We start from the raw sequence: 12,705 nt of genomic DNA, 5'->3' as shown, positions 1-12,705 counted from the left end.
CTCCTCTAAGCCCGACCTAGAGGAGATTCTTCTTATTTAGAGGCAAGATTTTGGAAAAAGTTGAAAAAAACAAGCAATAATGGCGACTATCTAATCTTCAATCTCTATACCCTTCGCAAGCCTTTGCAAAAAACCACCAGCCTAGACTGATGGTTCTGTCTTTTCTTGTTCTTTAGCCTTGACAATGGCATTCTCACGGCGGTAGGTTACTGTCAAATCAAGCAAGTCCGCCTCAATGGCAGGGGTGAGCTGGTCGGCAGTCATCCGCCAAGTCCAGTTACCACCAAGGGTGTTTGGCAGGTTCATACGAGCTGACCCATCCAAGCCGAGCAAGTCCTGCATGGTAGCCACAGCCATAAAGGCAGGTGAGCCGAAAAGCAGACGGAACAAAGCATGACTAACCCCTTCATCCTCACGACGATTGCTGTACTTGTCTAAGAATTCCTTGCCCTCGTCAGACAGTTCCCTCTCATACCAACCTAGAATGGTATCATTATCATGGGTGCCAGTATAGGCTACGACATTATTGCGGTGATTGTGCGGCATTTCAATGCTGTCACCTTCAGGGTCGAAGGCAAACTGCAAGACTTTCATGCCTGGGAACCCAGTCCTTTCACGCAATTGAATAACCTTATCTGTCACTGTTCCCAAATCTTCCGCGATGATATTCAAATCGCCCAAGTGGTACTTGATGGTTTCAAAGAGTTCAAAACCTGGTGCTTCCACACGGTAGCCATTAACCGCTGTTTCCTCCCCTGCTGGAATTTCCCAGAAGGAAGCAAAGCCGATAAAGTGGTCAATCCGCACCATATCGTAAATCTTAAAGGACTCACGCAAACGAGCCACCCACCAAGTAAAGCCGTCATTCTTCATAGCTTCCCAGTCATAAATTGGATTGCCCCAAAGCTGACCGATTTCCGAAAAAGCATCTGGTGGACAGCCGGCAACCACACTTGGCTTGCCTTCTTCGTCTGTCTTGAAGAAGTGTGGATTGGCCCACATATCCGCAGAATCAGCCGCGATATAAATCGGCATATCCCCAACAAACTCAACACCTTTGGCATTGGCGTAAGCCTTCAAAGCATGCCACTGACTGAAGAACAAATACTGGGTGATGCGGTGGTAATCCATCTGCTCGGCCAAGAGCTGTCGGTAATACTCTAATGTATCATGATAGCGCAGGCGAGCTCCTTGATCCTCCCAATCAATCCAGGGCTTATTATCAAAATGCTCTTTAATGGCCATGTACTCTGCAAACGTGTGCAACCAAAAGCCATTTTCCTCAGCAAAAGACCAGTAATCCGCCGGCACCCCCTCTGCCTTTATCGCTTTCACAGCCTTTTCCAAGACAGGACGTCGACCGTAAAAGACCTTGGCATAATCCACTTCTGTATCCTTGTCGCCAAAGTCAATCCCAGCTACATCTTCCTCGGTCAACCAACCCTTTTCAATCAGAAAATCAAAGTCGATAAAGTGAGTATTGCCCGCAAAGGCAGAGAAAGACTGGTAAGGCGAGTCACCATAACTAGTCGTTCCTAAAGGCAAAATCTGCCAGTAGCGTTGCTTAGTTCTTTCTAAAAAATCAACAAAGTCATATGCAGCCTGTCCCATAGAACCAATGCCGTATTTTCCAGGTAAAGATGAAATGTGCATGAGCACTCCACTTTGGCGTTCTTTCATAAAATCTTCCCCATATCTTTCTAAATAATCATAAATAGGATGCAAACGATTGCTTTTTATCATTATATAATGAAAACGGTAACAAATCAAGTTTTTTTCAAAATTAAATCAGACAATTTCAGCAATTTTACAGGTTTCTTCATTATATATCAAAAATTCTTTTATACAGTTTATATTGATCTAAAAATTTTTTTAAAATTTTTTATAAAAACGCTTGCAAACGGATTCATAATGGTGTATAATAAATTCAACTTAGGAAAACGTTTGCGCTAGTGAACGTTTCACAATAAACCATTTATTCTTGGAGGGAAGAATATGAAACACAAACTTCTTAAGAGCGTTGCTCTTCTAGCTGCATCTACTGCTGTATTGGCTGCTTGCTCAAACTCATCATCAACTTCAAGCTCTTCTGCTGAAGCTGGTCAAGAGTTGACTATTTACGTTGATGGTCAGTACGAAGCATACATCAACGAAGCAAAAGCTGCCTTTGAAAAAGAAAATGAAGGTGTTACTGTTACCGTTAAAACTGGTGACGCTCTTACAGGTTTGGACAACTTGTCACTTGATAACCAATCAGGTTCAGCTCCAGACGTTATGATGGCACCATACGACCGCGTAGGTAGCCTTGGTGCTGAAGGTCAACTTTCAGAAGTGAAACTTGCTGAAACAAGCAAGACAGATGAAACGACTGAAACCTTGGTAACTTCTGGTGGTAAAGTCTACGGTTCACCTGCTGTTATCGAAACACTTGTTGCTTACTACAACAAAGACCTTGTTTCTGCAGCACCAAAAACTTTTGCTGAATTGGAAGAGTTGGCTAAAGATAGCAAGTACGCATTTGCTGGTGAAGAAGGTAAAACTTCAGCATTCCTAGCTGACTGGACAAACTTCTACTATGCATATGGACTTCTTTCTGGTTACGGTGGTTATGTATTCGGTGAAAATGGTACAGATCCAAAAGACATCGGTCTTGCTAATGACGGTGCTATTAAAGCTATCGAATACGCTAAAACTTGGTATGAAAAATGGCCTCAAGGTCTTCAAGATGCATCTGCTGCTGGTAACTTGATTCAAACTCAGTTTACTGAAGGTAAGACAGCTGTTATCATCGACGGTCCATGGAAAGCTGCTGCTTTGAAAGATGCAGGTGTCAACTACGGCGTAGCTACTATCCCTACTCTTGCTGACGGCAAAGCATACTCAGCATTCGGTGGTGGTAAGGCTTGGGTTATCCCTGCAGGTTCTAAGAGCCCAGACTTGGCACAAAAATTTGTTGACCACTTGACTTCAACTGAACAACAAAAAGCATTCTACGATGCTACAAACGAAGTTCCAGCTAACACTGAAGCACGTGAATATGCAGTCAGCAAGAACGATGAATTGACAACTGCGGTTATCAACCAATTCGCTTCAGCTCAACCAATGCCAAACATCTCAGAAATGAGCACAGTTTGGGAACCAGCTGCTAACATGCTCTTCGAAGCTGTAAGTGGTAAAAAAGATCCTAAGACTGCTGCTACTGACGCTGTGAAATTGATTGAAGATACAATCGCTCAAAAATATGGCAACTAGTCATTTTTAAGTCAGACTGGGATTTCCTCCCAGTCTACTTTGTTACTACCAACTGAAATATATATTGATATTTAGGACTGACCTAAAGGAGATTACACTATGAAACAAAATCCAAGTAAGGCACTCCTCTTGTCCCTACTTCCTGGTCTAGGGCAAATCTACAACAAGCAAAAAGCAAAAGGCTATATCTTCCTTGGCGTAACACTAGCTTTCCTAGTCTACTTCATTGCAATAGCAGGTGGAGAAATTGGAAACTTGATTACCCTTGGTAGCCAACGTGGCCGTGACAACTCCCTCTTCATGTTGATCCGTGGTTCCTTCCACCTTATCATTACCGTTGTCTATCTTGCTTTCTACGCCTTAAACCTAAAGGATGCCAAAGATACTGCCCAACGATGGAATAACGGTTACCCTGTACCGACAACTTTAAATGAAATGGTTAAAGGTGTGTATGAAAATGGTTTCCCTTATCTCTTGATAATTCCTTCATACATTGCCATGACCTTTGCGATCATTTTCCCGGTTGTGGTGACTCTCTTCATCGCCTTTACCAACTACGATTTCCAACACCTACCTCCTGGTGCCCTTCTCGATTGGATTGGCTTTACTAACTTTACAAATATTTGGAAACTCAGCACCTTCCGTGCAGCCTTTGGTTCTGTCTTAGGCTGGACAATCATCTGGGCCTTGGCTGCCTCAACTGCACAGATTGTTATCGGTATCCTAACAGCCATCATTGCTAACCAACCATTTATCAAGGGAAAACGCATCTTCGGTGTTATCTTCTTGCTCCCATGGGCTGTTCCAGCCTTCGTGACTATCTTGACTTTCAGTAATATGTTCAACGATAGTGTCGGCGCCATTAACACACAAGTATTGCCATTCTTGAGCAAATTCTTGCCATTTATCGACAACTTCCTTATCCCATGGAAAACAGATCCATTCTGGACTAAGGTTGCCCTTATCATGATGCAGGCTTGGCTTGGTTTCCCTTATATCTATGTCTTGACCTTGGGTATTTTGCAATCTATTCCGAACGATCTGTACGAGGCTGCCTACATTGATGGGGCAAGTGCCATTCAAAAATTCCGTAGCATTACCTTGCCAATGATCTTGGCAGTGGCTGCTCCTACTCTGATCAGTCAGTACACCTTCAACTTCAACAACTTCTCTATCATCTACCTCTTCAATAACGGTGGACCTGGTAGCGTCGGTGGTGGTGCTGGTTCGACTGATATCTTGATTTCATGGATCTACAAATTGACAACTGGTACTGCTCCTCAGTATTCAATGGCAGCTGCAGTTACCTTGATCATCTCTATGATTGTCATCAGTATCTCTATGATTGCCTTCAAGAAATTAAATGCTTTTGAAATGGAGGATGTATAAGATGAAAGTATCTGTGAAAACTAGACGCATACTCAATCAGACTTTTACCTATCTCTATCTGATCGCCCTGTCTATCATCATTATCTACCCTCTATTGATTACCATCATGACAGCCTTTAAATCAGGCAACGTGGTAGCTTTCAAGCTGGAACCAATCCAGTTTACTTTGGACAATTTCAAAGGATTATTTAGCGAAACTCTCTACGGTACCTGGTACCTCAACACGCTCATTATCGCAATCTTAACAATGCTTATCCAAACCAGTATAGTGGTATTAGCTGGTTATGCTTATAGCCGTTATAACTTCATCGCTCGTAAACAGAGTTTGGTTTTCTTCTTGATTATTCAAATGGTGCCAACAATGGCTGCCCTTACAGCCTTCTTCGTTATGGCCCTCATGCTCAATGCCCTCAACCAAAGTTGGTTCCTCATCTTCCTTTATGTTGGTGGTGGTATCCCAATGAATGCATGGCTCATGAAAGGTTATTTCGATACAGTGCCAATTTCTCTCGATGAATCTGCAAAACTAGACGGTGCTGGTCACTTCAGACGTTTCTGGCAAATCGTTCTTCCACTTGTTCGTCCAATGATTGCTGTACAGGCACTCTGGGCCTTCATGGGACCTTTTGGAGATTACATCCTATCCAAATTCTTGCTTCGTGAAAAAGAATTTTATACTGTAGCAGTCGGTCTTCAAACCTTCATCTCTGATGTGAAAAACTTGAAGATTGCCTACTTCGCGGCAGGTGCTATCCTCATCGCCCTCCCAATCAGTATCCTATTCTTCTTCCTACAAAAGAACTTTGTATCTGGTTTAACAAGTGGTGGTGACAAGGGGTAACCCTGTCCCACCTTTTCCCTTTTTAGACAGAGCCAAAATTTTTATGAAAGGTACAACACATGATTCCCTACCCATTCTCTTATTTTTCCAGTATTTTTTCTCCTAGAAAAATGTTTGCCAACCGCGGATGGATGAAAGTCTGGCAAGGTCTATTTACTACGCTCTTTTTAGTGTCCCTCCTAGTCATTCCCAGTTCTCTCCAAACAGTCAGCTTGGAAACCTATCCGCTGGAAAACTTTGTAGAAGGGGTGTATCAACCGCTCAATGAGGATGTCATGAATGACCTTAGCCAACATGTATCTATTGAAAATGGACAATTCACCCATACAGGAAATAGTAGTTGGGAGCAGGTTACCTTTGGCGAAATAGTGCCTACAAGCTCTGATTTCTCCTACCAATTTGGCCAACAAAATCTGACCATTCGAAAAGGACAGGATATCCTGACCCAGTTAAGCTATGAAGGTCTAACAACCGCTGATTTCTCTAACAAGGAAAGCTTGACAACTGCCATTTCAAAATCATGGTATCAAGCCAATCGTGCAGCCGTTGGCCTAAGTATTACCCTAGTATCTACAATTATCCTCTCGACCAATCTTCTCTTTATTTTGCTAGGCGCTAGCTTCTTCCTGTTTTTAACGAAGAAATCTCGTTTCTTCCATTTTAAAACCTTTGCAGAGTGCTATAATTTCTCACTCAATTGCTTGGGACTACCAACCATTTTAGCCTGCTTGATTGGGATTTTTGGGCAGCCTGTTACAACTGTTTTGACTGTTCAAAATATCCTCTTTGTGATAGTATTGATTTGGGTATTTTTCAAAACCAAATTCAGAGATGAGATTTAGGAGGCTCCTATGCGTGCTACCATTAAAGACGTCGCTAAGTTAGCAGGGGTTTCACCTTCTACCGTTACCCGCGTCATTCAGAACAACTCTGCTATTAGTCAAAAAACCAAAGACCTAGTTAGAAAGGCTATGGCGGACCTCAACTACCACCCCAATCTCAATGCTCGTAGTCTAGTTTCTAGCTACACACAGGTGATTGGCTTGATACTTCCTGAAGATTCTGATGTCTTCTACCAAAACCCTTTCTTCCCGACAGCCCTGCGTGGTATTTCACAGGTGGCTGCTGACCACAATTATGCGATTCAAATATCTACTGGAAAAAATGAAGAACAACAATTGGAAGCTATTTCTCAGATGGTCTATGGAAAGCGGGTTGATGGTCTAATTTTCCTTTATTCCAAGCCAGATGACCCACTGGTCCAGCTAGCCATTCAGCATAAGTTTCCCTTTCTCATTCTCGGTAAGGCAGATTCTCCATTTATCTCCCTAGTCGATAATGACAATATCCAGGCTGGATTTGAAGCGACCAATTACTTTATCAATAAGGGCTACAAGAATATTGCCTTTGTCGCTGGTAACAAGGAATTAGTTGTTTCTCAAGATCGCTATGCTGGTTATAAAAATGCCCTCAAATCTCATAATATCCCCCTTGACGAAAACAAGGTCAAGTTTGTATCCGGTTTCCTATTGGAAGACAGTTCCTACAAAATTTCCAAAAAATTACTCAAACAAGAGATTGATGCTATCGTCACAACCGATACCATGGTGGCAGAAGGGATTGTCAAGTACCTCAACGAAGTCGGTACAAAACTTCCTATCATCTCCTTTGACTCTGTCAAACCAAAATTAGATATTGAAGCCTATGTCGATGTCCACGCTATCAAACTGGGACGCGTGGCCTTCAATACCCTCCACCAAATCATCAGCGACAATAAGGAAGACAAGCAGGTTTGCTACCGCCGTGTCATTCCACATACCATTACTGAACTTTAACTTAGAAAGGAGCCGTTCGGCTCATGGCATTACGACAATTTCAAGCATTTCTAGATGATGTAGCTACTATTCGCTTGGTTATGGAAAAACGATTTGATACCGAGCACATGAGTTTTTCCCTCGAGTCCGACGATGCCACATCTCAACTTTTCATTCATTCCTGTCTAGAGGTAGAAAACCTGGTTCTCTACTATCTGACCAGCCTACACGCCTTAAATTTGGACAAGGATTATGCCATTTACGACCAAGACCGCAATAAAACGGAGTTAGGCTACGGTCACATTGTCCGCTCTGCTATTTTCGAACAAAACTATACCTATGATGGCAGTGATTTGGGGGCAACTTATAGCCCGCAGTCCACAAGTTTCAAACTCTGGGCACCTATCTCCAAGCAGGTATTTTTAGTCCTTGAAGGGACCCCATATGCTATGAAAAAGGGTTCAAAAGGTGTCTGGCAGGTCACAGTAGAGGGTGATTTGGACAGTCAAAGCTACCACTATCTCCACAAAGTCAATGGCGAGTGGATTTCTGTTCATGACCCCTACGCCCTTTCTTCCAAGGCAAACTCTGGCGATAGCTATGTCATCAACCCAAATAAACTTCACAAGGTTCGTCGCGCCAAGACCCAACGACCGATTTCTCAAGCTATTGTCTATGAAATGAGTGTCCGCGACTTCTCTTGGCAGACAGAAGCTGGCTTCAAACACCGTAGTCAATTCCTCGGTCTGACTGAATCACCTATCTTGAACGGTATGAAACTAGGAATGGACTATATCAAAAATCTGGGCGTTACCCATATTCAGCTTCTTCCTGTTTATGATTTTGGAAGTGTAGATGAAAATAAACCCCAAGCTGTTTATAACTGGGGTTACGACCCTATGCAGTACAACCTGCCAGAAGGCTCCTTCTCCAGCCTACCAAATGACCCCTATGCTCGTATTTTAGAACTCCAGGAAGCCATTCAAGCCTATCACGATGCCGATATTTCAGTCAATATGGACGTTGTTTACAACCATGTTTATCACGCTGAGAAATACGCATTCGAACTCATCGTACCGGGTTATTTCTACCGTTACAACGAGCATGGTATGCGGACGGATGGAACCTTCTGCGGCAACGATGTCGCTAGCGAACGCAGCATGGTCCGTAACTACATCAAGCAATCCCTCCGCCAATGGACCAGTATCTATGGTTTTGATGGCTTCCGTTTCGACTTGATGGGGATTTTGGACAGTCAAACCATCAACCAAATCCAAGAGGAATTGTCAGCCATTCACCCAAATATCTATCTCTATGGCGAAGGTTGGAAAATGGCAACTGGTCTAGACTATGAAAAACTGGCCCACCAGTACAATGCCGACCAGCTTCCAGAAGTGAGTTTCTTCAACGATGACTATCGGGATACCTTCAAGAAACTCTTGCTCAACCCTACCCGTCTTGTTGACAAACAACTACACGAAAAAGTGCAGCATCTCCTGACTGGAAGCCGTTACAGCCACTTCATCACACCGCAACAGTCACTGAACTATATCGAGTGTCATGACAATGCAACAGCCTTTGACTACTTCCATATTGAACATCCAGACTGGACACCTCAGCAACAAAAACGGGCTGCCAGTTTTGGTCTTCAATTGGTCCTCATTTCTCAAGGAATGGCCTTTATTCATAGCGGACAAGAATTCTTCCGTACCAAAGATGAGATTGATAATACTTACAATATTCCTGATAGAATCAATCGCCTGGACTGGACACGGGCTGTTCACTATAAGGAACATATTGAATTTATCCAAGAACTAATTGCCTTCCGTAAGAACAATCCAATTCTGAGTCAGGATAGCTATGAAACCATCCAAGAAACCTGTGACTTCTACTGGTTGACTGAGTATGTCCTCCGCTATCAAGTCACAAATGGCGACAAGACTATTCAGTTTATTATCAACTTTGCGGACAGCGATTTTGTTTTTGAAAATGAAGGTCAACAAACCGTTCGGTTTAGTTTCCCTCCTGTAGATGACAAAAAAGCCCAGTACATCACATTGGCTGGACAAAGTATCTGTATTTTGGAAGATAAATAGGACTTTAGACCGATGAAAGTAACCTAAATCTAGAGTATACTATTATCAATCCTAAATATTTTTCATAAATCTCCTTAGAACTCATCAGCCCTTGCTGGTGAGTTTTTTGCATGATAAAAAACAACCCAGCGTTTGACTGGGTTGATTATCTTACATCATTTCCATTATCTTCCGACCAATGCGCTCTATATCATTCTGCATTCCACGAAGCTCAAAGGTATCAATAACAGGGAATCCAAAGCGCTCAACATATTGCTTAGCAGTCAGACAATATTGGTTGTTGAAATTTCGATTACCCGAACCAACAACACCTAAACAACGCTCTCTATTGTCACCAAAAGCAATGAAATCTCCAAGAGGATTGGTCAAAATCTCCACATATCCATTATCCACTCCATTTCCACCTTCTAAATACGTTGGTAGAAAAGCCACAAAAGGCGCGTCGAGTTGATAAAAAGGAATATCCTGCTTGACCAAATCTTTGACATGGACCAGTTCAACCTCCCAATCTGTCTGAAATTGGAAAAAGGACTTCAAACGTTTTACAAAACTTTCCGTATTGCCACTCAAACTGATATATACCAGATAGATTTTTTTCTTCATCCTACTCACTCTCCACAAACCGACCAATAATATTGACGTTATCCGCTACCGATACAAAGGCTTGTGGATCTGCTTTTTTCATAATTTGCTTAAATTCACTAAACTCCGCACGTGTGATAATGGTAATCAGTACCGTTTTTTGCTCATGATTGTAGGCACCCTCCGCACCATTGATGATAGTCACACCGCGATTTAGTTTCTTGTGAATTTGTTTAATAACTCGGTCTGGCTGATTGGTAATAATCATAGCCTGCATCCGTTTTTGTTTCACGAAAATCGCATCGGTCATGCGACTGGAGATAAACAGCGCAATCATTGAATACAGGGCATATTGCCAGCCAAAGGTCATCCCTGCTATCAGCATAATCATAATATTGACAATCAAGGAAATGGAGCCAACTTGTCGTCCCGTCTTCTTGCGAATAATAATAGAGACAATATCAGTACCACCACTAGATACATTGTTCCTAAGCGCAAATCCAATTCCAGTTCCCAGCATGAGACCGCCAAAAATAGCATTTACTAACGGATCCGTTGTCAGGGTAACTGGTGGCATAAATTGGATAAAGAAAGAACTGAAAGATACCGTAATAAAGGTAAAGATAGTAAATTTATAACCAATTTTATACCAAGCTAAGATAAGCAAGGGGATGTTCAGACCGTAATAGACCACCGCAATCGGTACATTCCAACCAGCGTAAGAAGCTGCCAGAGCAGAAACAATCTGTGCAAGACCAGTCACTCCAGACGAATAAACATTACCTGGTCGAAAGAAAAAATTGACTGCAATACTAGATAGGAGTCCATAAATAATGGACCCCGATATCCGTTCAGCATATTTTTCCTGAGAAATTCCCAAAATGACCGACCAAAACTTATTCTTTCTGGCCTTTCTTAAAAAGCGTACACGCTGTTTTCTGAAAAATTTATTCATTTTCAAGTGTAATGTCTAAAGCCAATTCCTCTAATTGAGCTGATGCTACTGTACTTGGAGCTTGTGTCATTGGATCAGATGCCTTGTTGTTCTTCGGAAAGGCAATCACTTCACGAATATTGTCTTCACTAGCTAATAACATGACAAAGCGGTCCAAACCAATTGCCAAACCACCATGTGGTGGGAAACCATAGTCCATAGCTTCTAGCAAGAAACCAAACTGCTCATGGGCATCCTCAGCAGAGAAGCCAAGCGCCTTAAACATCCGTTCTTGCATGTCTTTTTGGTTGATACGAAGGCTACCGCCACCCAACTCATAACCATTCAAGACAATATCGTAGGCAACTGCACGTACCTGCGCCAAATCACCATCCAAATGATGAGCTGTTTCTTCCGTTGGCAAGGTGAATGGGTGGTGGGCACTCATGTAGCGACCTTCTTCTTCAGACCACTCAAACATTGGCCAATCCACAATCCAGAGGAAGTTGAACTTGCTTTCGTCAATCAATCCCTGCTCTTTAGCCAAGCGATTACGCAAGGCACCCAAGGTATTGTTGGCAACTTCCAATTCATCTGCCACAAAGAGAACCAGGTCCTTGTCTTCAAGTTGTAAACTTGCTGTCAAGTTAGCTGTAATTTCTGTCAAGAACTTGGCAACTGGGCCCGTTAATTCTCCCTTGTCTACTTTAACCCAAGCAAGACCTTTGGCACCAAATTGTTTAGCGTATTCTGTTAATTTATCAATGTCTTTACGTGAGTAGCTGTCCGCCGCACCTTTGACCACAATAGCCTTTACAACAGGTGCTTCTGAGAAGACCTTGAAGTCAACTTCCTTGACAGTAGCTGTCAAGTCTTGCAAGAGCATGTCAAAACGAGTATCTGGCTTGTCTGAACCATAGAAGTTCATAGCATGGTCATAGGACATACGTGGGAATGGCAAGGTCACGTCGATCCCTTTGGTATCTTTCAATACCTTGGCAATCAAGCCTTCTACGATGTCTTGGATTTCAACTTCATTCAAGAATGAAGTTTCCAAGTCAACCTGTGTAAACTCAGGTTGACGGTCCCCACGCAAATCTTCGTCACGGAAACACTTAACGATTTGGTAATAACGGTCAAAACCAGCATTCATCAATAGCTGCTTAGTAATCTGTGGGCTTTGTGGAAGGGCATAGAAGTGACCTTTTGACACACGAGAAGGTACCAAGTAGTCACGCGCACCTTCTGGCGTTGACTTGGTCAACATTGGCGTTTCCACATCGATAAATTCAAGCTCGTCTAGGTAGTTACGAATACTATGTGTCACAGCCGCACGTAATTTGAAGTTGTTGAGCATTTCTGGACGGCGCAGATCCAAATAACGGTAACGAAGACGGGTATCGTCACTGGCTTCAATACCATCCTTGATTTCAAATGGTGTTGTCTTAGCCGTGTTCAACACTGTCAAGCTGGTTACTTGCAGTTCAACAGTTCCTGTTGGGAGGTTGTCGTTTGCTTGTTCACGCTCCACAACCGTTCCTGTTACTTCGATAACAAACTCGGAACGAAGACTCTCCGCTTTTGCCATCACTTTAGCTTCAACAGACTCAGGGTTAATCACCAATTGCATAATCCCTTCACGGTCACGCAAGTCGATGAAAATCAGGCCACCCAAGTCACGACGGCGGCCGACCCAACCTTTCAAAGTAATTTCCTGTCCGACATGCTCCTTACGAACACGTCCAGCATACATAGAACGTTTCATATTCTTCCTCTTTTACTGATTTTATACTTATT

10 protein-coding genes are annotated in these 12,705 nt (G+C 42.8%); 6 read left to right on the top strand and 4 right to left on the bottom strand.

What is annotated here, in order from left to right; translation table 11 throughout:
• Positions 1–141: 141 nt before the first annotated feature.
• Complete coding sequence (gene malQ / locus ACEE44_RS07100; RefSeq protein ID WP_449171759.1) at positions 142–1,680, bottom strand: 4-alpha-glucanotransferase; 1,539 nt, start codon at positions 1,678–1,680, stop codon at positions 142–144.
• Positions 1,681–1,995: 315 nt separating this feature from the next.
• On the opposite strand from malQ, the gene ACEE44_RS07095 reads away from it, so the two are divergent.
• The 6 genes from ACEE44_RS07095 to pulA all read left to right on the top strand — a co-directional run bounded on the left by ACEE44_RS07095 (position 1,996) and on the right by pulA (position 9,392).
• Complete coding sequence (locus ACEE44_RS07095) at positions 1,996–3,252, top strand: extracellular solute-binding protein (RefSeq protein WP_449171758.1); 1,257 nt, start codon at positions 1,996–1,998, stop codon at positions 3,250–3,252.
• 99 nt (positions 3,253–3,351) lie between these two features.
• Positions 3,352–4,641: a carbohydrate ABC transporter permease gene (locus ACEE44_RS07090; protein WP_105118823.1), complete on the top strand. Its 1,290-nt coding sequence runs from the start codon at positions 3,352–3,354 to the stop codon at positions 4,639–4,641.
• A 1-nt stretch (position 4,642) separates the two neighbouring features.
• On the top strand, positions 4,643–5,482 hold the full coding sequence (locus ACEE44_RS07085) for a sugar ABC transporter permease (protein ID WP_105118824.1): 840 nt from the start codon (positions 4,643–4,645) through the stop codon (positions 5,480–5,482).
• Positions 5,483–5,613: 131 nt separating this feature from the next.
• Entirely contained in the window at positions 5,614–6,324 is a 711-nt protein-coding gene (locus ACEE44_RS07080) for a hypothetical protein (RefSeq protein ID WP_449171757.1), read from the top strand.
• Positions 6,325–6,333: 9 nt separating this feature from the next.
• Positions 6,334–7,317, top strand: coding sequence for a LacI family DNA-binding transcriptional regulator (locus tag ACEE44_RS07075; RefSeq protein ID WP_449171756.1), 984 nt, complete (start codon positions 6,334–6,336; stop codon positions 7,315–7,317).
• Between the two features lie 23 nt (positions 7,318–7,340).
• The gene (pulA, locus tag ACEE44_RS07070; protein ID WP_449171755.1) at positions 7,341–9,392 is read left to right on the top strand and encodes a type I pullulanase; all 2,052 of its coding nucleotides are present in this window, start codon (positions 7,341–7,343) and stop codon (positions 9,390–9,392) included.
• A 150-nt stretch (positions 9,393–9,542) separates the two neighbouring features.
• Here the strand turns inward: pulA and nrdI are convergent, their stop codons facing one another.
• The 3 genes from nrdI to aspS are packed head-to-tail and all read right to left on the bottom strand — an operon-like array spanning position 9,543 to position 12,673.
• Positions 9,543–9,995, bottom strand: a complete 453-nt coding sequence (gene nrdI, locus ACEE44_RS07065; protein ID WP_449171754.1) for a class Ib ribonucleoside-diphosphate reductase assembly flavoprotein NrdI — start codon at positions 9,993–9,995, stop codon at positions 9,543–9,545.
• A gap of 1 nt (position 9,996) precedes the next feature.
• Positions 9,997–10,935: a YitT family protein gene (locus tag ACEE44_RS07060; RefSeq protein WP_449171753.1), complete on the bottom strand. Its 939-nt coding sequence runs from the start codon at positions 10,933–10,935 to the stop codon at positions 9,997–9,999.
• Complete coding sequence (gene aspS, locus ACEE44_RS07055) at positions 10,922–12,673, bottom strand: aspartate--tRNA ligase (protein WP_449171752.1); 1,752 nt, start codon at positions 12,671–12,673, stop codon at positions 10,922–10,924. The genes ACEE44_RS07060 and aspS overlap by 14 nt, the downstream gene beginning before the upstream one ends.
• Positions 12,674–12,705: the final 32 nt, after the last annotated feature.

Source organism: Streptococcus sp. 32226D021BW (assembly GCF_053545015.1).
The sequence above is the reverse complement of the archived record's forward strand: the minus strand, read 5'-3'. Positions and strand labels throughout refer to the sequence as shown.